The following is a 22,510-nucleotide window of genomic DNA, read 5'->3' as shown; positions in this document are numbered from 1 at the left end:
ATGACGTCTTCAATACAATTGAAAGATGGTATTGCCAATACCGTTGCAAATGATCAGCCTCAAGGAATGATTATTAAAATTGTAGGCGCCGTGGCGGTTGCACATTTACTGAATGATTTAATTCAGGCGGTGTTACCAGCTATCTATCCAATGCTAAAAGCAAACTTTTCGCTGAGTTTTGCGGAGGTTGGCCTGATCTCGTTTGTATATCAAATTACAGGCTCGCTGCTACAGCCTTGGATTGGACTTTATACCGATAAACATCCAAAACCGTATCTTCTCCCACTCGGAATGGTAGTCACATTCTGCGGCATTATCTTGTTAGCCTTTTCGCCAAGTTTTGCCGTGTTGTTATGTGCATCTGCGCTTATTGGGGTAGGGTCTGCAACCTTTCATCCAGAAGCTTCACGGGTAGCACGAATGGCATCGGGCGGGCGCTTCGGTACAGCTCAGTCGACTTTCCAAGTGGGCGGAAACACAGGTACTGCGATTGGCCCATTATTAGCAGCGTTATTAATTGTTCCATTTGGGCAGCATGCAGTTGCGGGTTTGGTGATATTTGCACTTTTAGCAATTTGGGTTTTATTTGGCGTAAGCCGTTGGACCGTGAGTCATGCTAAAAGTCAGGTAGTTGCGCGTGCTACCCAAGCACATACTAAATTGCATGGCCGTAAGCTCATTATCGCCTTGGGCACAATTAGTTTGTTGATGTTTGCCAAATTTACCTACATTGCGAGCATCAGTAACTACTTTACCTTTTACTTAATTCAAAAGTTCCATATCAGCATTCAAACAGCTCAATTACACTTATTTGCCTTTTTGGCGGCTGTGGCAGTAGGTACATTTGCTGGTGGTCCAATTGGCGATAAGATTGGCCGTAAAGCTGTGATTTGGGTTTCATTTGTTGGTATGGCACCCTTTGCATTAATGATGCCGTATGCAAACTTGTTTTGGACAACGGTTTTCTCAATTATTGCTGGTTTGGTGTTGTCATCGGCTTTTGCAGCGATGGTGGTGTATGCGCAAGAAGCTGTTCCGGGCCGTGTGGGTATGATTGCGGGTTTAATGTTTGGTCTGATGTTTGGGGTAAGTGGTATTGCCGCAGCGGGGCTAGGGCATTTAGCGGATATTAACGGTATTGAATGGGTATTTGGTTTATGTTCATTGTTGCCATTACTTGGTTTTGCAACAGCACTTTTACCAAACACAAAAGTTAAATAAATGAAAAGACTCTCAGCCATATTCAACTGAGAGTCTTTTTTAAATAACGTTAGTTCCAATTAAAAAACTATTTTTGAATACCAAACTTAAATACGGTGACACTGTTATAAGTTTGATTTGGGTTTAAACGTGTAGACGGGAAAGCCGGTTGATTTGGGCTGTCTGGAAAGTGCTGCGTTTCTAATGCTAGCGCATCTGCTTGTCGGTAGAGTACGCCATTTGCACCAACAATATTTCCGAGTAAATGATTGGCTGTATACATTTGGACACTTGGTTCAGTGGTTAAGACTTGCATGGTCCGTTTAGATTTTGGGTCAACCACAATCGCTGCAAGATTGAGTTTCCCTTGAGACTTTTGATTAATTACCCAAGTTTGGTCATAGCCATATCCATAGGCGAGTTGCTGATTATTCGCTCGAATATCTTTCACAATTGCTTTAGGCTTCCGAAAGTCAAAAGGCGTACCTGTAACTGAAGCAATTTCACCTGTTGGTAAAGAGTTTTGATCGGTTACTAATATACGGTCTGCATTGAGTTGGACAATATGATCGAGCACACCATAAGGATTATTGCCAGCGCCTGATAAATTGAAATAACTATGGTTGGTGAGATTAACAACTGTCGGTTGATCAGTTTTGGCTTTATATTCAATCTTAAATTCATTTTGATCTGAAAGACTGTAGATTACTTCTACATCTAATTTTCCGGGAAAACCTTGATCACCATTTGGACTGGTTAACTTCAGAGAAGCTTTAACGGTTTCACCTTGAGAGACGAGAGGTTTAACTTGCCAAACACGTTTATCAAAACCAGGATTCCCGCTATGTAATGAGTTCGGGCCATTATTTTTTTCGAGGTTATACGTTTTTCCATCTAAGCTAAATTTAGCATTACCAATCCGGTTCGCATAACGACCAATCAAACCACCAAAATGAATGCCTTCCTTGGTATCAGTGACTTCATAGCCTTTTAAGTCATCAAAGCCCAAAACAATATTATTTTGTTTGCCTTGTGCATCGGGAGTCAAAATCTGGGTAATTACACCACCGAAACTGATAAAAGATACCGAGACACCGTTGTTATTGCTCATGGTATAGAGTTCAACTTTTTGACCGTCTTGAGTCGTGCCATATGGCTTTACATTTAAGGTTGCTGCATTTGCCAGTTGTGCAAAGCTGTAAATCGTAACACCTAAAATTGCTAGTTTTTTCATGCTTATACTCTATTTTTTAATAGTTAGATTGCATGAATATAAGATTGATTTTTCGTCTTTTTAAAGAGGTTTTTATTATATATAGTGTTAATAATAATCGATCACTTAATGTTAAGTATTGAACAAACTAGCACTAATCCTATTAGTAAAACTCAACAATAAGCTATTTTTATGAATCATCCCAATTCAATTTTAAAATTTTCACTTGGTCTAAAAAGTCTCTCGTTTGATGTAGACAGCCAACATATTCACCTTGAGCAGGGCTTAGGTTTTATTAATTCAAAAAGTATCAATAATGGTGTGATTGATGAACTTGCTATTGAAAAGATGATTTATTTTATTGAAGAAATCATAGAATCTCAGCTTCTCAGAAATCTCAATATAAATGGTGTAGCCGTTACGGCTGATACCGCCATGACACAACTCAGTGAGTTATTTTTTAGTGCTAAAAAGCAAATCAGCCGTATTGAGCTTGAGCATGGATTTAATGATTTTATTGAGCGTTTGAGTTACTACACGAATCAAGTAGCCTCAGATCATCTTTATGTTTTTACCTACTTTGTATTTGTTCGAGAGATCATGCATCACTTAAGGGTTGAGGAAGTTCAGATCCGATAAATTTCAGTAACTCCAATAAATAAAAAAATCCCCTCACTAGAGGGGATTTTTTTATTATTACTTAAACTTAAACAATCGAGTCGTCTAAATTAGGCGCTAACCAACGCTTCGCTTCATCTAGTGTCCAACCTTTACGTTTTGCATAATCTTCAAGTTGGTCTTGAGAGATTTTGCCCACGTTAAAGTATTCACTTTGTGGATGAGAATAATAGAAACCACTCACCGAAGATGGTGGCATCATTGCAAAGTGTTCAGTCAGTTTAGTACCAATTTTATCTGTAGAGCCTAACCAATCAAATAACACTGCCTTTTCAGAGTGCTCAGGGCAAGCAGGGTAACCTGGTGCAGGGCGAATACCGACATATTTCTCTTTAATCAGTTCTTCATTGCTGAGCTGTTCATCAGCTTTATAGCCCCAGAACTCTTTACGAATGCGTTCATGTAAGTGTTCGGCAAAAGCTTCTGCAAAACGGTCGGCTAGTGACTGAACTAAAATTGCAGAGTAATCATCACCTTTGGCTTTGTATTCATTTGCCAGTTCTTCTGCACCAAAAATCGATACAGTGAATCCGCCTAAGTAGTCCTGCTGCTCACGGTCATTACGAATGTAATCTGCCAAAGACAAGTTTGGTTTACCTGTCACTTTGTCAGATTGCTGGCGTAAGTGCTCAAAAGTATGCGTAACATTTTGACCCGCTTCATCAAATACGCTGACGGTGTCAGCGTCAGTGCGCTGTGCAGGGAACATACCGAATACAGCACGGGCATCAAAACGATTGTTGTCGATAATATCTTTTAACATTGCTTGAGCTTGGTTGTACAAATCTGTTGCAGCTTCGCCGACCACTTCATCTTCTAAAATTTTCGGGAATTTACCTGCCAAGCTCCAAGAAATAAAGAATGGTGTCCAGTCAAAATAATCCACGAGTGTTGCAAGCGGATAATTCTTTAAAACTTGTGTTCCTAAAAGATTTGGTTTTGTTGGCACGTAGCTTTCATCAATTTTAAAACCATTTTCAACCGACTCTTTATAAGTCAGTTTGGCCGCTTTTGGTTGTTTGTTGGCTAAACGTTCACGAATTTTGGCATATTCAGCACGGTGCTCTTCAATAAATGCACCTCGCATGTCTTTAGAAAGCAAGGTTGTAGCAACACCTACAGCACGTGAAGCATCGGCAACATAAATTACTGCATCATTCTGATACTGAGGGTCAATTTTTACTGCCGTGTGGGCTTTAGACGTCGTCGCACCACCAATCAATAAAGGAATGTTAAAGCCTTTGCGTTGCATTTCTTTCGCAACAAATACCATTTCATCTAAAGATGGAGTGATCAGACCAGACAAGCCAATGATGTCACATTTTTCATCAATTGCAGTTTGTAAGATCTTCTCGCAAGGGACCATTACACCAAGGTCAACAATGTCATAACCATTACAGCCAAGTACCACGCCTACAATATTCTTACCAATATCGTGTACATCGCCTTTTACCGTTGCCATTAGGACTTTACCTTTAGATTGTCCTTCAGACTTCTCAGCCTCAATGTATGGGTTGAGCCATGCTACAGCTTGTTTCATTACACGGGCAGATTTCACAACCTGTGGTAAGAACATTTTGCCTGAACCAAACAAGTCACCAACCACGTTCATACCGTCCATCAGCGATCCTTCAATCACATCTAAAGGACGTTTAGATTTTAAGCGAGCTTCTTCGGTGTCTTGGTCAATATAAGTGGTAATACCTTTAACCAATGCATATTCAAGACGTTTTTCAACCGACTCATTACGCCATTCAAGGTTCTCGGCTTCTTTGGCAGCACCGCCTTGTCCGCGGTATTTTTCTGCTACTTCAAGCAGTTTCTCAGTCGCAGCTTGACCAGATTCACCTTGGTTTTGGTTTAATATGACATCTTCAACAGCTTCTTTTAGCTCGGCTGGAATATCATCATAAATTGCCATTTGCCCAGCGTTCACAATACCCATGGTCATGCCTTGCTTAATGGCATGGTACAAGAACACCGAGTGAATGGCTTCACGAACAGGCTCGTTACCACGGAACGAGAACGAAACGTTCGATACACCACCAGAAATCATAGCGTGAGGTAAGTTCTGTTTAATCCAACCTGTCGCCTCGATAAAATCGACCGCGTAGTTGTTATGTTCCTCAATACCAGTTGCTACTGCGAACACGTTCGGGTCAAAAATAATATCTTCAGCAGGGAAGCCTACTTCATTCACTAAAATATCGTATGAACGCTTACAGATTTCGCGTTTACGTTCAGCAGTGTCAGCCTGTCCAGCTTCATCAAAAGCCATTACAATAATTGCGGCACCATATTGACGGCAGAGGCGGGCTTTTTCGACAAACTCGTCATAACCTTCTTTTAAAGAAATCGAGTTAACAACGGGTTTACCTTGTACGCATTTTAAGCCAGCTTCAATGATTTCCCATTTTGATGAGTCAATCATGATTGGCACACGTGAAATATCAGGTTCTGATGCTACAAGATTTAAGAAATGCACCATCGCATTTTGCGAATCGAGCATCCCTTCATCCATGTTAATGTCGATAATTTGCGCGCCAGCTTCCACTTGTTGCTGTGCAACCTCTAAAGCTTCTGCAAAGTTTTCTTCGCGAATGAGACGTAAGAATTTCTTAGAACCGGTAACGTTAGTACGTTCACCAACGTTTACAAAGAGAGAGTCATCATAAATATTAAATGGTTCTAAACCACTTAGGCGACAAGCAGGTACGGTTTCAGGTACTTGGCGAGGCGCAATGTCTTTAACTGCATTAGCAATAGCGCGGATATGATCTGGTGTAGTACCACAGCAACCACCAGTAATATTAATTAAACCGCTTTCGGCAAATTCTTTTAAGAAAGCTGCAGTTTGCTCAGGTGTTTCGTCATATCCACCAAATGCGTTTGGTAAGCCCGCATTGGGGTGTGCTGAAACGAAAGTATCTGCAACATCAGAAATAGTTTTTACGTGAGGACGCATGGCATCTGCACCAAGGGCACAGTTAAAACCAATTGAAAGCAAATCACCATGGCGCACAGAATTCCAGAAAGCTTCCGCAGTCTGACCTGTTAAAGTACGACCTGATGCATCGGTAATTGTCCCTGAAATCATAATTGGTAATTCACGACCAATTTGTTTAAAGACTTCTTTGACTGCAAAAATCGCTGCTTTACAGTTTAATGTATCGAATACGGTTTCAATCAAAATGATATCTACACCGCCTTCAATCAGTGCATGAGTCGCTTCAATGTAGTTTTCTTTTAACTCATCAAAGGTAATGTTACGAAAAGCAGGGTCATTTACATTCGGTGAAATTGAACAAGTACGCGATGTCGGTCCAAGTACACCAGCAACAAAACGTGGTTTTTCTGGAGTTGAATACTTTTCGCAAGCTGCTTTTGCTAAACGTGCTGCTTCACGGTTAATCTCTGGAACAAGATCTTCCATGTGATAGTCAGACATTGAAACACGCGTGCCATTAAAGCTGTTGGTTTCAATAATATCTGCACCAGCATCAAGATAAGCTTCATGAATGCCTTGAATAATTTGAGGTTGTGTCAAAACTAAAAGGTCATTATTACCCTTTAAGTCATGTGCCCAATCGGCAAAACGCTCACCACGGTAGTCGGCTTCTTCTAATTTATGGCGCTGGATCATAGTTCCCATAGCACCATCAATAATCAGAATGCGTTTAGCAAGAAGCGCTTTTAGGGTGGCAAGCGTAGACATAGAAAACCCCGATCTTTTATATGAATTTAAAAATGCGGCGCTATTGTAACAGAATAGCAGCACAAATGATGACCTACGAAGGTCATGAGACAATAAGTAAAAAAATAAAAAAGAGGGTGTTTTATGACAAAAACGAAAGAATTTTCATGAAATATTCATCAAATGATCATGATATTGAAATATTTCATGCTCAATATGCCGAAATATTACAGTTGTTCTGTATGAAAAATAGACATATAGGTCATTTTATTTATTTTTTTGCTGTAAAAATAAGCACAAAAGGAGCTCATAAATAATGAATTAAGTTATTGTATTTTAAAAATAAAATAAAAATTATCGGGGAAAGGTGCATCAAATGAGGTCAAAATATAAAAAATTGACTTCATCAGGCGGCTCTTTGTCATATAATTGTCATAATTTAATTTAAGAATACAGAGGATTTTATTATCCTCTTACCGTCTGCATGAATTCTAATCTACCCCCTGTTTCGGATTCAAAACTTGCGGCAAACCTGCAAGCAAAATCGACGAATGTACACGTCCCAACACCGAAATTTTTTATGCCGGTGTTTCTGACGATTATTGTTGCAACACTTATTTATATTGGGTTTCAGGTTAGTGCTGATTTAGCGCATGTTCCACCTTTGAGCCTTTATTCGGTTATTCTTTTATCTACTGCACTTTTCATTGCATTGGGCTTTGAATTTGTAAACGGTTTCCATGATACTGCTAATGCAGTTGCAACGGTCATTTATACAAATGCATTGCCTGCACCAGTTGCAGTCATGTGGGCTGGTTTTTGTAATTTTCTTGGGGTAATGGTCGCAAGTGGTGCTGTTGCTTATGGCATTATTGCATTGCTTCCTGTTGAACTTATCATGAACATGGGTAGCGGTGCTGGCTTTGCAATGGTTTTTGCATTGTTAATCGCTGCAATTCTTTGGAACCTTGGTACTTGGTTCTTAGGAATCCCAGCTTCTAGCTCTCACACCTTGATTGGTTCAATCTTGGGTGTGGGTATTATGAACCATCTATTGAGTGCATCGACTGGCGTAACGACCAGTGGTGTAGATATGGACCAGGTGATTAAAGTAGGTAAGGCATTATTATTTTCACCTTTAATTGGTTTTGCTTTTGCAGCAATCTTATTCTTGTTGGTTAAAACTATTTTCAAACGCCAATTAGAATTATTCCAGCCACCTGAAGGTAATAAGCCACCACCAGCAATCATTCGTGCAATTTTAATCTTTACCTGTACAGGTGTAAGTTTTGCACACGGTTCAAATGACGGCCAAAAAGGTATGGGTCTCATCATGCTCATTTTGGTTGGTTTAGTACCGTTAGCTTATTCAATAAATAAAAACCTAGATACACAACAGGTTCAATCATTCCATCAGCTTTCTTCTCAAACTGCTGTTTTGTTAAACCATAATCAGCAAGAATTGACTGATGAAAAAGCGCGTGAAGTTTTAACTAAATATATTCAAACCAAGCAACAGACACCTGAAGTTGTACCTGCATTGGCAAGTATGACTGATCATTTAGGTGCTCGTGTTTCTAGCTATAGCGACTTAAAAGATATTCCTGAAGCTGCGATTAGTGAAATTCGTAATGATATGTATTTAAGCACAACCACGTTTAAACGTTTGGACAAAGCAGATGCTTTACCAAAAATGGATGATTCACAGAAAAAGCTTGTGAAAGATTATCGCGGTAGCTTGGATTCATTCTTACAGTACATTCCAAACTGGGTGAAAGTTGCGGTTGCATTAGCGCTTGGTCTTGGCACTATGGTTGGTTGGAAACGTATTGTGGTGACTGTAGGTGAGCGTATTGGTAAGAACCATATGACTTATGGTCAAGGTATGTCTGCTGAGCTTATTGCAATGAGTACTATTGCAGCAGCAGATGGTTTAGGTATGCCAGTTTCAACTACTCATGTTTTAAACAGTGCTGTTGCGGGTACCATGGTTGCAAATAAATCAGGTCTAAACTTTAATACCATTAAGACAATTTTATCAGCTTGGATATTTACTTTACCTGCGACCATCTGTTTGTCAGGTGGTTTATATTGGTTGTTCTTAAAGTTCATTTAAGTTGTCTGCTTAAATCTAAAAAGCCACTATTATTAGTGGCTTTTTTATTGTCACATTAAAAAAAAGATCGCTTTTTTCAAATAAACTCAGTAAAGAATGAATGATTACTGCAAATACTTATTGCTAGGTGACTAGCTCAAAAATTGATGAAAGGATATAAAATGAAAACGGATCAACTCGATCAACTCAAACAACAATTCCCACTCATTCAAACATTACAAGATTACCAAGAAACATTTTGGTTTAATCCGAGCCGTTATCCTTTAAAAGAAGCTCTCGCGAAAGTAGCACTTACAGAGCAAGATGTAAAAGATGCCGAAGCAAGGCTAGAACGTTTTGCACCTTACTTAGCAAAAGTATTTCCAGAAACTCAAGCACTACATGGAAAAATTGAATCAGAACTAGTTGAAATTGCAGATATGCAACAAGCCTTATCTGTAGAAAAACAACAGAAGCTTACTGGAAAGCTTTGGCTTAAAAAAGATAGTCATTTACCTATTTCGGGTTCAATCAAGGCACGTGGTGGAATTTATGAAGTCTTGGCTCATGCTGAAAAGTTAGCAATTAAGGCAGGGCTTCTCAAGTTAGATGATGATTACAGTAAACTTGACCAAGATGCATTTCGAGCATTTTTTTCCAATTATCAAATTGCGGTAGGTTCTACAGGTAATCTTGGTTTATCGATCGGTATTATGAGCGCGAAGCTCGGTTTTAGAGTGACCGTGCATATGTCTGCTGATGCAAGACAGTGGAAGAAAGATAAACTACGTTCATTAGGTGTCAATGTTGTGGAATACGCCAGTGATTATGGTGTCGCTGTAGAGCAGGGACGTAAAGCAGCAGAACAAGATCCAAATTGTTTTTTTATTGATGATGAGAATTCGACGACTTTATTTTTAGGTTATGCAGTAGCAGGAATACGCTTAAAACAACAGTGTGAGCAAAAACAGATTAAAGTCGATGCAGAACACCCATTATTTGTTTATTTGCCATGTGGTGTCGGTGGTGGCCCTGGTGGAGTGAGTTTTGGGTTAAAACTCGCTTTTGGTGAGCATGTACATTGTATATTTGCAGAACCGACTCACTCTCCATGTATGTTACTAGGTGTTTATACAGGGCTGCATGATCAGATTTCAGTAAACGATATTGGTTTAGATAACATTACTGCTGCAGATGGATTGGCTGTTGGCCGTGCTTCTGGTTTTGTCGGCCGTGCTATGCAGCAGTTAATTGACGGTTACTACACCATTCATGATGAATGTTTATATGAGCTGATTGCGCTTTTAAATCAAACTGAGAATATTCAAGTTGAGCCCTCAGCAGCGGCAGGCATGATGGGGCCATATTATGTGCAAACTACTCGTGATTATTTGGCCTTGCATCAATTGTCAGCTGAAAAGTTACAGCATGCGGCACATGTGGTATGGGCGACTGGTGGTGGTATGGTTCCACCTGATGAAATGCAAAAGTATTTAACACATAGTCAAAACAAATAATTGCACAAAAAAGCCCAATTTTAGAATTGGGCTTTTAACTTCATTATTTTTTAGAAAATTTCTTAACTGGAAGCTTTTCGGCCGCAAAACCATAGATTGCAGCAAAAGGAAGGGCTGTACGGGCTAAATAAGCCACACGCCATAGACCGCCATGGTTGGCACCTTCCATCATCAACTCTAGAGGATGGTCAAGCACAGTTTCAGGATTTGCGACAGAAGATTCATTTCTTAAGTCATGGATCCAGAGTGCCGCCATAATGGCATTTGTGGTTTCTGGACTAAACGCTTCTACATCAAAAAGTTCCGCACCGTTAAAAGCGGCTTTAAGGAGTGGATTTTTTGTGACTGAATGAGTTGTCGTAGATGGAGCAATATTAATACTCACGCGTTGGCCTTGATGACGGGCAAGTGTTGCTCGCCATTGTTGAATACGTTTAGCTAATGCGTAGTTTGGCCCTTGTTCAACTACCAAGCAGTCTGCAATACCATAAGTTTTGCCATTTTCGCTGGTAATCAAGTCTTGATAAGGTGCTTGGAAAAAACGTTTGAGCGATAGTGTAGAGACACCTTTTGCAGCCATTTTTTGTAGTTGTGAACGAGATTTAAATTTCTCTTGAGCTGCCTCTGCAACTTCTTTAGGTACTGCGTAAACATCGGTTGGAGTACACATAAACATTAAGCTTGTATCGGCTTTATGTTCACTCACATATTGCATAATACTATCCATAGCCATTGAGACGCGGACATGTTTTTCACCATCTAGATAAGCAATAGCAGCTAAATCTAATTTTTGAGGAAATTGAACTAACCACTGTGCAATATCTGGTATTTGAGTCAGTAAATTGGCACCTAATTTATCTCTTAATTCAGAAGCTTTTGCTGTTGAGTCAACTGATTCAATTGTAGGTGCAATCAGCGTTGCGTTTCCTTGCTGAATTGTATTTAAAATTTTCCCCCAAACTCGTGGGTTCGGTAAATCAATTGCAACAATATTCGCTTTCCACTTTGCTAACCAAGGTAAAGGGCCAGCTTCTGAAGCTGCACCAAACAGAACCATGGTTCGATCAGATAAATCAAACCATTCTGGATGAGCGGCAGCTTCACGTAAAGCCTTGGCATGGCTTGGTTCAATAATACCTGCATTTTCCCATTTTTGAATTTGATCAAGTAAGCTTTGCCCGCTAAGTTTTTGGCCTTTATATGGAACATACCATTCTGGTGCAGCTTCACTTTCACCTTTAAATTTAACTGTATTTAAAGGCTTAGTGGTAGGGATGTGCAGAGCATCTTTTAAAAGATAGTGTTTACCATCGCGGAAATAGTCAAAAAGATGATGAGCCTTATGTAAGCCCTGTTTGGCGATGGTAATCGGGTTATTGCTATTAGAAAGCCCATGTTGAACAAGTGATTTAAAGTATCTTGGATAGTTTTTCCGCCAGTTTTTTTCAGTCAAAATCTGTTGAGCAGTTTTATTATCTACAATAGATAAAGCTTCTGACAAAATCTCTTGGCCTGTGCGAGAAGTACTTTGTTTTTTTGTTGAAGCGTGTATCGGAAATTGTAGACCTTCGTCTGGACTCTGGCTGGACATAAAATATCTCACTTGGACGGTAGTATTAATATACAGGTGTATACATTATCTATGCCAATTAAAAGAAACGAGTGGCAATAACTGACAAAATGAAAATTAAATTATTTTTGTGATGAAGGTGGTTTGAGTGAATTTTTATGATAATTTGATCTCATTTTAACTTCATTTTTTTTCACATTTCTAGAACATTTTTATAGACTTACGTTACATAAATGATTATTTTGTATAGAGCGAATTCATCAGATCTAAGCTGAAGATAAAATGTTCAAAATGTATCAATAAAAAAGATACGATGATGAGTAAAAAACTAGACTTTTTTATTAAACGATAAGAAAAGTCAAACGGAATAAGAAAGAATTGGGGTGAAACTAGATGGAAGACAACGTAAGATTGTCTTTTAAAAATCTTGGGGATATGGTGATTTTTTTACACCATAATTTTCTAGTTTCGCCCCATCTAATTTTGGGTGAAGCCCTATACATAAGCTGTAAATCATCTTTCTAAACAGTCAGATTAATTTGCTTATAGTCTATCTAAACTTTTAACAACGACCTTTCTTGGCCTGACCTGGTGGACAAAAATCTCCTGGATGATTGTGATAAGGCGAATCCGGATCAACTACTACACTGCCAGCAGGGGTATAAACTGCACAAGCCGATAGTGATAGTGTGAAAATTGCTGCTGCACAAACTAGAAATTTTTTCATCATATTGTTCTCTCTTTTTATCATTCTCCCTTTTACTATTTACTATAGAAATTATTAGATTGTTTTTCGATCTATTTTTGGTTAAGAAATATCAACACTCTAAACTAGTTTTTTTAGCGATTAAGGCGTACGTAAAATTGTACGAAAACCTACATGAGTAGCGGCTAAATCAAAATCTTGTGGGTAGCGACTACTATTACGGTAACGTGAACAGTAATTTTCAGCACACAAAAATGAGCCCCCTTTAATCACATATTGAGTGCTGCTCATTTCTTTTTGTCTTAAATCAGAATAATTACCCATATGTTGATCATGCGCACCTTGATAGGGAGAGGATGTCCATTCCCAAACATTTCCAATCATATCGAATAGCTTAAAGCCGTTGGATTTAAAACAGCCGACAGGAGCAACACCAGTAAAATGGTCGTGATTCAAATTTTCAAAAGGGAATGTGCCTTGCCAGTAATTTGCTTGTGGATGCTGATGTTCATCGGTAGGTGCTTGGTGTAAAGGTGTGTCAGTTTTTGAGTTTGCTTTAGCGGCGTATTCCCATTCTAATTCTGTTGGTAAATCACGTCCTAGCCAAACTGCATAATGTTCAGCATCATTTTTCGTCACGTACCTTACAGGTTCGTGAGGGGGAGGGAGAGCTCCATTTTTGCCATTTGGAGTTTTCCATGTATATCCTGATTTGAGTTGCCACCATTGTTGGGGATGACGTGGATCTGGAGTAAAAACAGCAGCCTGTTTTTGTTTTTCAGCATCGGTAATATAACCAGTTGCCTTCACAAAACTGGCGAATTGAGCAACAGTGACTTCAGTTTGATCAATCCAGAAACCTTTAACTTCCCGTTGTTTTTTCCCAAAGTTAAGTTCATCTGGATAAGCTTTTTCAGAACCAAAATTAAATTGTCCATCTGGTATGAATACCATACCTGCGGTTGTATTTTTAAGCCAGTTTGTAGGAAGCCCTGTATAGCTTTTACACTGTTCGATAGAACCCAAAGCAGCCGATGAGATGGCTTGCTTTGGTAAAACTGTTTTCAGGTCAGCTTTATGTTCAGACTTACTACAGCCTGTGATGAATAACAGGCTGAGTGTAGTACTCAAAAACAGTTTTAATTTCATTTGGCGTTATATTCCTGTACGCCATTTTGCTCAGTATATTTCTGATAAACCGCTAATAGCTCTTGAACTTTTGCAGGGTAAAGCTGCGCAACATTATGATTTTCACCACGATCAGTAGCAATGTTATAGAGTTCCCAAGAACCTGATCCTAATTCAGGGCGTCCTTGAAGTGCAATTTTCCATTCACCTTGTTTAGCATATTTACTACCGTGTAATTCATCGGCAAAGCTGAAATTAGCTGGACGGATAGTTTGTGATTTATTTTCAAGTACAGACTTCCAAGAGTAACCACTTGGTGTATTAATGGTTCGGCCTTTATATTGTCCTTGAGGTACCGGAATATGGGCATAATCTAATAATGTTGGAAAAACATCGAGTACAGATGCGAAGCTATGATTGGTTTCTTCAGCTTTTTTCTGATTTGGTAATTTCACAATAGCAGGAGCTGTAGTTGCACCTTCGCCAGCTGTATCTTTCCATAAATGGAAAGGTGCCGCGCTGACTTCAGCCCAACGTGGTCCAATATAGTGGTAAGAAGTAGGGGTGCCTACGTTTGCTACAGAGTTATCAAAACCAGATTCACTGCCATACCCACCACGAATGAAACCTTCTGCACCATTGTCAGAAACAAAGAAAATTAAAGTATTTTCATAAAGATTATTTTGTTTTAGGTATTGGATAATTCGGCCTACATTTGCATCAAGATTTTCTACCATACCTGCGTAGATTTCCATTTTACGGGCTTCAAGTGCTTTCTGCTCAGCTGTTAACTCCTCCCATTTTCCATATTTTTGTGGTGCATTTTGAGTGGCGATTGGTTCTGCTGCTTCAAAATTTGCTGGAATAATTCCAAGCTGTTTTTGACGTGCTATACGTGCTTTTCTAATGGCGTCATAACCGACATCGTAAACGCCACGATATTTTTCACGGTATTCTGCTGGAGCCTGTATAGGCCAGTGAGGTGCTGTATAGGCAGCATAAGCAAAGAATGGCTTACCGCTATTTTTACCTGACTCTAAATAGCTCAGCAATTTATCGGTAAAATAATTGGTCGAGAAAAAGTCATCAGGTAATGCTGAAATTGGAATAATTTGCCCATCTTCGGTATAGGTTGAATTTCGTTTAAACGCGCTTGGAGCTTGTTTAAAGTGATGGTCTAAACCTTGTAATAAGGTAAATGAATGATCAAAACCTTTGGCATGTGCATTGGTTTCAGGGGTTAGCCCCAAATGCCATTTACCACTAATATATGTCCGATAACCATTGTCTTTGAGCACCTGCGCAATTGATAAAGAGCGTTCATTTAAATAGCCTTCGTAACCTGGTTGGCCTTTTAAATGGTCTGGTGTAAGCTCTGCCATAGCACCTATGCCTGCTAGGTGATGATCAGTTCCTGAAATAAGCTGCGAGCGAGTAGGGGAACAAGTGGGTGCAGTATGATAGTCCGTTAAAAGTCGACCTTCTTGCGCCAAACTATCAATATTAGGCGTATGTATTTCACCACCAAATGCTCCTAAATCTGAATAGCCTAAGTCATCAGCCATAATAAATAAAATATTGGGCTGCTTTGGAGTACTTACCGTGGTTTCTTGTGAATCATTATCGTTACAGCCAGCTAAAGATAAGCTAAATAATGCAATTGAAAGACTAGATAAAAGAGCTTTGTACTTCATTGTATCATCTGAATTATTAAAAGAATTGGCTTGAGTTTAATCAGATGGTTTTTGCAATCAAAACAAGGAATTGATCAAAGAAAATCAGAAAAATATCTGAGAATTTATCGTGATAAATAAATGAGAAAAAAAGAAAAGCCCATATCGGGCTTTTCAAAAATATTAAGTTTAAAACGGTAAGCGGGTAAGTTGATCTAAGAAATGTGGAATCACTCGCGGTTCAATCAAAATAGTTACAATTACGCCGTAAGCTGCACCCCATAAATGGGCACTATGATTAATATGCGTATTGCCACGTTTACCTGCCCAAATACTATAAGCAACATAAAGAACTGCAAAAATAATAGCGGGTACTGGAATAAAAAATACAAAAATCAGTTTCCATGGCTGAAACAGGATATAGGCAAATAGAACAGCAGATACTGCCCCTGAAGCTCCAAGACTTGCCCAGTTTGCATCATTTTTATGTTGTAGATAGCTTGGTAAAATCGCAAAAATTAACCCGCCCAAATAGAACAAGACAAAGCCCATGTCGTAGAAATATTGGCGATAAAAACTTTCAATGATGCTGCCAAAGAAAAACAGGGTAATCATATTAAAGAGTAAATGAGTACCATCTGCGTGAATAAAGCCATGTGTGATGAAGCGATCAAATTGTCCACGTTGCATCGCAGGCGGCCAAAAGATTAGGCGGTTCATAACGTTTTGATTGCTAAAAGCAAGTAAAGAGATAATGACCGTAATAATAATAAGGGTAATGGTATGGTTAAACGGCAAATGCAACATAAGAAATATTTAAAAAATGATCGATACTGAGGTCAATAATGCCATTAAAAATACAACTTGAAACCCCGTTGTGTATAAATCCGACAAATTTAGTTGATTTTTTTTAAATCCACCTCATCTTCGGTTAATATAAAGGCATCAGCTTGAGGAATATTGTTATGTCGACTGAGAACACCAACACTGCTGTTGCAGAAGAAATTCCGAACCTTTTGATTACACCATCTGCACAAGAGTATTTGCACGAATTATTGGCGAAGCAAAATACTCCGGGAATTGGCGTTCGAATTTTTGTTGAACATCCGGGTACACCACGTGCAGAGTGCTGTATGGCATATAGTGCACCAGAAGAAGTGGTGCCAACGGACTATAAACAGGACTATCCTGATTTCCCTGCATACATTGATGCGCCGTCTATTCCATATCTTTTAGACGCTGTTATTGACTACAACAAAGATCGTTTCGGTGGTCAGCTAACTTTCCGTGCACCAAACTCTAAAGTGCCGCGTGTAGGGCCAGATGCATCAATTGAAGAGCGTATTACTTATGTACTTCAAGCGGAAATTAATCCAGGTCTTGCAGGACACGGCGGTAACTGTAGCTTAGTTGAAGTGCAAGATGATCCTGAACATGGCTTAACTGCTGTATTGAAGTTCGGTGGTGGTTGCCAAGGTTGTTCTGCAATTGATGTAACCTTGAAACAAGGTGTAGAAACAACATTAAGAGAACACATTCCTGAACTACAACGTGTGGTTGACCAAACAGACCATACACAAGCAGAAGGTGCTTATTTCAAATAATTAAATTATTTGAAAAGTGAAATAAAAAAGCTTCGCAATGAGGTTTTTTTATTACTTAATATAAATAATGATAATTATTATCAATATTATTTGTAATTTTATTTATCTTTGTTACAATGCGAAACAGAAAATGAGAGATGTTTAATAAATCAATATATTGGGAATACTTATGTCGAAGCGTATTATCCAGTCAGTGCTTTCTGTTTCAGTACTGGCAAGTATGATGTCTTTGGCTTTTGCTGCGCAAAGTGAGCAAGAACAAGCTGAACAAACATTAGAAAAGCCTGCTGAACCCGTGAAATTGGAAACAATTTTCGTAACAGCTGAAGAGCAAGTGAAGCAATCGCTCGGTGTATCGGTTATTACCAAAGAAGATTTAGAAAAACTACCAGTTCGTAATGATATTTCTGACTATGTACGTCGTATGCCAGGTGTCAACTTGACAGGCAATAGCGCAACAGGGCAGCGTGGTAATAATAGACAAATTGATATTCGTGGAATGGGTCCTGAAAACACACTTATTTTAGTGGACGGTAAACCAATTAACTCTCGTAACTCAGTCCGTTATGGCTGGAAAGGAGAGCGTGATACACGAGGCGACTCAAACTGGGTACCAGCAGAAGCAATCGAGTCGATCGAAGTTTTACGTGGACCAGCAGCAGCTCGTTATGGCTCAGGGGCTGCTGGTGGTGTGGTTAACATCATTACTAAAAAAGTAACTAATGAAACTCATGGTTCAGTAGAGTTCTATACTTCACAGCCTGAAGACTCCAAAGAAGGTTCATCAAATCGTGTTGGTTTTAATGTAAGTGGGCCATTAATTAAAGACGTTTTGTCTTATCGTTTATATGGTAATTACAATAAAACGGAAGCTGACGATGTTGATATTAATAAATCTATTGGCAGTACAGCAGCTGGCCGTGAAGGTGTTAAAAATAAAGATATTTCAGGCCGTTTAGCTTGGCAGGCAACAGACCAGCAAACTGTCTTGTTCGATGTTTCTTCTAGCAAACAAGGTAATATTTATTCTGGGGACTCTCAGTTAAATGCAAACGCAGAAGCAGATGCGATTCTTTCGCAGCTCATCGGTAAAGAAACCAATACCATGTATCGTGATAGCTATGCGGTAACGCACGAGGGCGATTGGTCTTGGGGTAAGAGTAAACTCGTTGCTCAATATGATAAAACGCATAACAAACGTCTACCTGAAGGTTTAGCGGGAAGTGTAGAAGGAAAAATTAATAACCTTGATGATAAAGCCACCTCACGTTTAGAAACTCTTCGCTTTAACGGTGAGGCTAATATTCCTTTTGAATACTATATACCCCAAGTATTAACTGTAGGTACGGAATGGGTTGAAGACAGATTTAAAGATAATGTCTCGACAAATCAAGGTAAAGACAGCAGTGGTTCAGGTTATGGCGATCAATTGGTGAAAGGTGATCGTAGTAAAATGGAATCACGTATTGCTTCTGCATATATTGAAGATAACCTGAAAGTTACAGACAGCACAGATGTTGTATTAGGCTTACGTTTTGATGACCATAGTAAATCTGGTTCTAACTGGAGTCCAAGCTTAAATATTACCCAAAGACTTAACGATTATTTCACTTTAAAAGGTGGGGTAGCAAAAGCTTATAAAGCACCAAATATGTATCAAAATGCCGAAGGGTATTTATTAAGTACAAATGGTAATGGTTGTCCAGCCAATATTGAGTCACGTTGTTTGTTACAAGGTAATGGCGACTTAAAACCTGAAACATCGGTAAACAAAGAGCTCGGTATTCAGTTTCAAAAAGATATCGTGAATGCGAGCTTAACTTGGTTCCGTAATGACTATAAAGATAAAATTGTAGCTGGTACAAATGTTGTCGGAACAGTTGATGGTTCAAGTACTAATGCAAATACAGGAGCTGTGACGAATACGAAGTGGAATATTCTGCGTTGGGAAAATACGCCTAAAGCTCTAATTCAAGGTTTTGAGGGAAGCTTAGGATTAGACTTTGGTGATATCCGCTGGACTAATAACTTTACTTATATGATGGACTCGAAAGATAAACAAACAGGGAACCCATTATCTTTAGTACCAAACTATACGATTAACTCAATTTTTGATTATGACATTACAGATCAGTTAGATGTGAATTTTGTGTTCACTCAATATGGTCGTCAAAAATCACGCCAGTTTGCCGAGAATAGACTCGAATCGGGTATTGGTTCAGGTGGAGCAAATTCTGCACTTAAGCCAAGTACTGTAAAAAGCTATAGTATTGCTGGAATTAATGTCGGTTATAAATTTTCAGACAATATAAGTACACGAGTTGGTGTGAGTAATTTGTTTGATAAACAAATTTTAAGAGACAGTAATTCTATTAGCCAAACTTATAATGAGCCAGGTCGAGCTTATTACGCTTCTTTAAAATATTCTTTCTAATCAATAAAAGTAACCAAGGCGCTTCAAGCGCCTTGGTTATTTAAAATATCTAAAGCTTTTTCAGAATAATAAAACTTCTCTAAATACACACGGGCACGGCGTCTTAAATGTCCTGTTGTAACGAGTTGTTGTAATACGGGTACAAGCAAGTCGGTGAGTTCATGCTTCACCAAACTTTCATCAATATTGAGGTCACGGAGTAATAAGTCAAAACTACGTTCCTGATTACGGACATACCAAGTATAGATACCATCGTGGACTTGCTGTTTTAGATAATCGGTTTGACGAATGTGGTCCCAGATTTCATGCCCTAGACCTACAGTTTTTGTTAAATCTTGAACTTCTACATAATTTTTTAAAACAGAAAGTGGCATAGTTTTAACTTTGTGCCAAACATTTGCCTGAAAATGGTAGAGCTTATCATTGTCAAAATGTTGGTTTAAAACACGCTCACTCATTTGGCTAAGTTTTAAAATATTCTTTTGCAAATAATGGTTAATGGTATCGTCCAGATTAGAATCGGTCACTGTTTCTAATACTGATTTACCCATTTTCATGAAGCGTCCTACACCTGGCACGCGTTTTGACATTGATTCATCTAAATAATCATGCATTGTTTGTTGAATCACCTGAGTCAAAAGAGCTGAAAAAGCTGGATTATTTACAATTGTTTTAATCAGTTTTTTACGATGCTCTTCTTTACTTGCAACGTACTGTGCAATGCGGTCAATCGTTAAAACAGGAATAACATCTTCAACTGTTGCCGTCTCATTTGCAGGATGAATCAGGGCGAAGCGAATATGGTCTGCAATTTGTTCGATCAGAAAATCAGAAGCAGGGGTATCTAAAATCTGCTTTTGAATGAGATGTTGAATCTGTTCAAAAGTCCAAAGGTGTTGTAATTGCCGACTCCCCAACCAATGGTAAAACTGTTCAAACTCTTGTTGAATCACCTGAGCCTGAACAAATTGCTCATCTAAAAAATCTAGATGAGCTTCAATAAGTTTTTCAATAATTGGTTGGGTAGACATAAGGTCTCACAAGTCCGGAGTTTTATTTAAGGTGTTGCCGTCTTTACTGACTGATTCGATTCTACTTTAAGTAAAAATGGTACGTATTGTTGAATAACCAGTTGTTCAGCTTCCAAAATCGGCATATGACCTACATTTTCTAAAATAACTGGCGGTTGTGCATTTTTTAAAAGCCGTTTTAGCTCGTTTGCTACTTCTACATTAATAATCTTATCTTGTTTGCCCCATAAAATAAGTGTAGGCGCATCGATCGTTTTGGTAAGTACAGCAAATGAATCTGGAGTATAGACTTTATTAAGTGCAATTAGTTGGTCGACTAGTTTTTGTGTTTGAGGTGCCTGATTAATCATCAATTTTTCTTGAGCTTGTAAGAACTCTTTAGGAATAAACGGAGGATTAAACATGGTTTGTTTTAACAAATAGTTAAAGTCACCTTTTTTAGAGACTAAAAGTTGTTTTAGATAGGTAGGATCTTTGAGATAAATTGTGTTGGCAGAACGGAAAATACCACCGCTATCAACTAAAAATAGACTTTTAGTTTCAAATGGATATTGTCCCGCATAAAGTAGGGCAATTGAGCCGCCAAGTGAGTGCCCCGCAATATGAATAGGCCCCTTCAAATTTGCAGCTTCAACAAAGCGGCGTAATTTTTCAGCAAGGTTCGGAACCGAATAATCGAAGTCTTGCGTAACGATAGTTTCGCCACTACCTGGTAAGTCCGGAATAATCACGTGGTAATTCGTAGTTAAGTAATGCGCCATGCGATTCCAATTGTCGCGGCTGCCACCTAAACCATGAATAAGTAACAAGGTCGGTTTTGTGGTTGAACCACCTTCACTATATGACCAAGTAATATCACCTACTTTTAATTTTTTACTTTGCAGTCCGGCCCAGCTACGTTCTTGCTGTAATATTGTTTGAAAACTGACATCAATATTATCGGCTGCCTGCGTTTGAGAAACACTAGTTACTGACAACAAACTACAAGCTAGAGTCAATGCAGTAGCAGTTTTTTTCATAGAGGCTTTAATTGGAGCGGACAGCCTTATCATACATTTCATCCTTGAAGCTTAAACGAGTTTGAAAAATTATTGAAAAACTTTGCCAATGAGTCATTTGCCAAACGTTTGGAATGAAGAAAATTATAGTCAATCTATAAACTAAAGTATGTCTATTTTTTCACTAAACAGTAGGGAATTGTGCGGTTATTCTTCTTATAAAACTCATTAAAGCTTTAAAAATATTTTCTTAGAAAAGGATTCATTTTTTGTCAGTGACATTCAAATTTTGACACATTAAAATGATTTCTAACCTTGAAAAAACAATGGAAATATAAAATGCCTACTGCGCAAGAAGTTTTAGATCGTTTGAAAGCAGGTAATCAACGATTTGTAAATGGAAATACTTCCCTTGCAAAAACCTTATCGCATCATGAACGCGCTGAAATGGCAAAGGATCAAAATCCGTTTGCAATTGTATTAGGCTGTTCAGATTCTCGTGTACCAGCAGAAATGGTATTTGATCAAGGTCTTGGTGACTTATTCGTAATCCGTGTTGCTGGTAATGTTGTTGCGCCTTCACAAGTTGGTAGTGTTGAGTTTGCGGCAGAACGTTATGATTGTCCGGTTGTAGTTGTATTAGGACATAGTCATTGCGGTGCGATTCAAGCGACTATTGATACGTTGATGAACCCTGATCATCCGCCATCATCTAACTTAATGTCGATTGTGAACCGTGTTCGTCCATCAGTTGAAATTTTAATGCAAACTGATCTGAAAAATGATTTGAAAAAACTTTCATGTCATGCAGTACGTTCAAACGTTTTTGCTTCGGTCAATCAATTACGTCATGGTTCGGCTGTGTTAGAGAACCTGATTGCAAAAGGCGAGTTGATTGTTGTTGGTGCTGAGTATTCACTAGAAACTGGTGAAGTTACTTTTTTTGACTTCTAATCAGTCTATAAAGAT

Annotated in this window: 17 protein-coding genes; 8 read left to right on the top strand and 9 right to left on the bottom strand. The window is 38.7% G+C overall.

Features of this window, described 5'->3' with window-relative positions; translation table 11 throughout:
- Window positions 1–1,221, top strand: a complete 1,221-nt coding sequence (locus MKL35_RS18860) for an MFS transporter (RefSeq protein WP_016804076.1) — start codon at window positions 1–3, stop codon at window positions 1,219–1,221.
- Between the two features lie 67 nt (window positions 1,222–1,288).
- On the opposite strand, the gene MKL35_RS18855 is transcribed toward MKL35_RS18860, so the two are convergent.
- Window positions 1,289–2,434 (bottom strand): aldose epimerase family protein, encoded by a 1,146-nt coding sequence (locus MKL35_RS18855; RefSeq protein WP_032011376.1) that lies wholly within the window; start codon window positions 2,432–2,434, stop codon window positions 1,289–1,291.
- A 171-nt stretch (window positions 2,435–2,605) separates the two neighbouring features.
- On the opposite strand from MKL35_RS18855, the gene MKL35_RS18850 reads away from it, so the two are divergent.
- The gene (locus MKL35_RS18850) at window positions 2,606–3,052 is read left to right on the top strand and encodes a hypothetical protein (RefSeq protein WP_270914413.1); all 447 of its coding nucleotides are present in this window, start codon (window positions 2,606–2,608) and stop codon (window positions 3,050–3,052) included.
- A gap of 67 nt (window positions 3,053–3,119) precedes the next feature.
- On the opposite strand, the gene metH is transcribed toward MKL35_RS18850, so the two are convergent.
- Window positions 3,120–6,806 carry a methionine synthase gene (metH, locus tag MKL35_RS18845; protein WP_270914412.1) on the bottom strand — a complete coding sequence of 1,229 codons (3,687 nt, stop codon included), beginning with the start codon at window positions 6,804–6,806 and terminating at the stop codon, window positions 3,120–3,122.
- Window positions 6,807–6,871: 65 nt separating this feature from the next.
- Here metH and MKL35_RS18840 point away from each other — a divergent pair, with 65 nt between their 5' ends.
- From MKL35_RS18840 to MKL35_RS18830, 3 genes are all read left to right on the top strand, one after another.
- Complete coding sequence (locus MKL35_RS18840; protein WP_033845555.1) at window positions 6,872–7,102, top strand: hypothetical protein; 231 nt, start codon at window positions 6,872–6,874, stop codon at window positions 7,100–7,102.
- Between the two features lie 167 nt (window positions 7,103–7,269).
- Window positions 7,270–8,901, top strand: coding sequence for an inorganic phosphate transporter (locus tag MKL35_RS18835; RefSeq protein WP_004710095.1), 1,632 nt, complete (start codon window positions 7,270–7,272; stop codon window positions 8,899–8,901).
- Window positions 8,902–9,062: 161 nt separating this feature from the next.
- Window positions 9,063–10,397, top strand: coding sequence for a D-serine ammonia-lyase (locus MKL35_RS18830; protein WP_004710093.1), 1,335 nt, complete (start codon window positions 9,063–9,065; stop codon window positions 10,395–10,397).
- Between the two features lie 43 nt (window positions 10,398–10,440).
- Here the strand turns inward: MKL35_RS18830 and MKL35_RS18825 are convergent, their stop codons facing one another.
- From MKL35_RS18825 to MKL35_RS18805, 5 genes are all read right to left on the bottom strand, one after another.
- The gene (locus MKL35_RS18825) at window positions 10,441–11,988 is read right to left on the bottom strand and encodes a hypothetical protein (RefSeq protein WP_270914409.1); all 1,548 of its coding nucleotides are present in this window, start codon (window positions 11,986–11,988) and stop codon (window positions 10,441–10,443) included.
- Between the two features lie 541 nt (window positions 11,989–12,529).
- Complete coding sequence (locus MKL35_RS18820) at window positions 12,530–12,694, bottom strand: hypothetical protein (RefSeq protein WP_004710089.1); 165 nt, start codon at window positions 12,692–12,694, stop codon at window positions 12,530–12,532.
- 120 nt (window positions 12,695–12,814) lie between these two features.
- Window positions 12,815–13,822 (bottom strand): formylglycine-generating enzyme family protein, encoded by a 1,008-nt coding sequence (locus MKL35_RS18815; RefSeq protein WP_004710086.1) that lies wholly within the window; start codon window positions 13,820–13,822, stop codon window positions 12,815–12,817.
- Window positions 13,819–15,495, bottom strand: a complete 1,677-nt coding sequence (locus MKL35_RS18810; RefSeq protein ID WP_016804068.1) for an arylsulfatase — start codon at window positions 15,493–15,495, stop codon at window positions 13,819–13,821. Before MKL35_RS18810 ends, MKL35_RS18815 begins: the two co-directional genes overlap by 4 nt.
- Window positions 15,496–15,663: 168 nt before the next feature.
- Window positions 15,664–16,281 (bottom strand): rhomboid family intramembrane serine protease, encoded by a 618-nt coding sequence (locus tag MKL35_RS18805; RefSeq protein ID WP_004710083.1) that lies wholly within the window; start codon window positions 16,279–16,281, stop codon window positions 15,664–15,666.
- 158 nt (window positions 16,282–16,439) lie between these two features.
- Between MKL35_RS18805 and nfuA the strand changes: the two genes are divergently transcribed.
- Both nfuA and MKL35_RS18795 read left to right on the top strand, forming a co-directional pair.
- The gene (gene nfuA, locus MKL35_RS18800; protein ID WP_002054458.1) at window positions 16,440–17,078 is read left to right on the top strand and encodes a Fe-S biogenesis protein NfuA; all 639 of its coding nucleotides are present in this window, start codon (window positions 16,440–16,442) and stop codon (window positions 17,076–17,078) included.
- A gap of 169 nt (window positions 17,079–17,247) precedes the next feature.
- A complete protein-coding gene (locus MKL35_RS18795; protein ID WP_032011382.1) occupies window positions 17,248–19,512 on the top strand; it encodes a TonB-dependent siderophore receptor in 2,265 nt (754 codons plus the stop codon).
- A 23-nt stretch (window positions 19,513–19,535) separates the two neighbouring features.
- On the opposite strand, the gene MKL35_RS18790 is transcribed toward MKL35_RS18795, so the two are convergent.
- Entirely contained in the window at window positions 19,536–20,543 is a 1,008-nt protein-coding gene (locus tag MKL35_RS18790; RefSeq protein ID WP_032011384.1) for a hypothetical protein, read from the bottom strand.
- Between the two features lie 26 nt (window positions 20,544–20,569).
- Complete coding sequence (locus MKL35_RS18785; RefSeq protein WP_032011387.1) at window positions 20,570–21,595, bottom strand: alpha/beta fold hydrolase; 1,026 nt, start codon at window positions 21,593–21,595, stop codon at window positions 20,570–20,572.
- Between the two features lie 285 nt (window positions 21,596–21,880).
- Between MKL35_RS18785 and MKL35_RS18780 the strand changes: the two genes are divergently transcribed.
- Window positions 21,881–22,495, top strand: a complete 615-nt coding sequence (locus MKL35_RS18780) for a carbonic anhydrase (protein WP_001141692.1) — start codon at window positions 21,881–21,883, stop codon at window positions 22,493–22,495.
- Window positions 22,496–22,510: the final 15 nt, after the last annotated feature.

This window comes from Acinetobacter sp. AOR41_HL (genome assembly GCF_027854645.1).
GTDB lineage: Bacteria > Pseudomonadota > Gammaproteobacteria > Pseudomonadales > Moraxellaceae > Acinetobacter > Acinetobacter nosocomialis.
This window is presented reverse-complemented; position numbering and strand designations above follow the sequence as displayed.

Bases quoted from the DNA above. Each gene is read 5' to 3' on its own strand.
- MKL35_RS18860 (WP_016804076.1), top strand. From the start codon at position 1: ATGACGTCTTCAATACAATTGAAAGATGGTATTGCCAATACCGTTGCA.
- MKL35_RS18855 (WP_032011376.1), bottom strand. From the start codon at position 2,434: ATGAAAAAACTAGCAATTTTAGGTGTTACGATTTACAGCTTTGCACAA.
- MKL35_RS18850 (WP_270914413.1), top strand. From the start codon at position 2,606: ATGAATCATCCCAATTCAATTTTAAAATTTTCACTTGGTCTAAAAAGT.
- metH (WP_270914412.1), bottom strand. From the start codon at position 6,806: ATGTCTACGCTTGCCACCCTAAAAGCGCTTCTTGCTAAACGCATTCTG.
- MKL35_RS18840 (WP_033845555.1), top strand. From the start codon at position 6,872: ATGATGACCTACGAAGGTCATGAGACAATAAGTAAAAAAATAAAAAAG.
- MKL35_RS18835 (WP_004710095.1), top strand. From the start codon at position 7,270: ATGAATTCTAATCTACCCCCTGTTTCGGATTCAAAACTTGCGGCAAAC.
- MKL35_RS18830 (WP_004710093.1), top strand. From the start codon at position 9,063: ATGAAAACGGATCAACTCGATCAACTCAAACAACAATTCCCACTCATT.
- MKL35_RS18825 (WP_270914409.1), bottom strand. From the start codon at position 11,988: ATGTCCAGCCAGAGTCCAGACGAAGGTCTACAATTTCCGATACACGCT.
- MKL35_RS18820 (WP_004710089.1), bottom strand. From the start codon at position 12,694: ATGAAAAAATTTCTAGTTTGTGCAGCAGCAATTTTCACACTATCACTA.
- MKL35_RS18815 (WP_004710086.1), bottom strand. From the start codon at position 13,822: ATGAAATTAAAACTGTTTTTGAGTACTACACTCAGCCTGTTATTCATC.
- MKL35_RS18810 (WP_016804068.1), bottom strand. From the start codon at position 15,495: ATGAAGTACAAAGCTCTTTTATCTAGTCTTTCAATTGCATTATTTAGC.
- MKL35_RS18805 (WP_004710083.1), bottom strand. From the start codon at position 16,281: ATGTTGCATTTGCCGTTTAACCATACCATTACCCTTATTATTATTACG.
- nfuA (WP_002054458.1), top strand. From the start codon at position 16,440: ATGTCGACTGAGAACACCAACACTGCTGTTGCAGAAGAAATTCCGAAC.
- MKL35_RS18795 (WP_032011382.1), top strand. From the start codon at position 17,248: ATGTCGAAGCGTATTATCCAGTCAGTGCTTTCTGTTTCAGTACTGGCA.
- MKL35_RS18790 (WP_032011384.1), bottom strand. From the start codon at position 20,543: ATGTCTACCCAACCAATTATTGAAAAACTTATTGAAGCTCATCTAGAT.
- MKL35_RS18785 (WP_032011387.1), bottom strand. From the start codon at position 21,595: ATGATAAGGCTGTCCGCTCCAATTAAAGCCTCTATGAAAAAAACTGCT.
- MKL35_RS18780 (WP_001141692.1), top strand. From the start codon at position 21,881: ATGCCTACTGCGCAAGAAGTTTTAGATCGTTTGAAAGCAGGTAATCAA.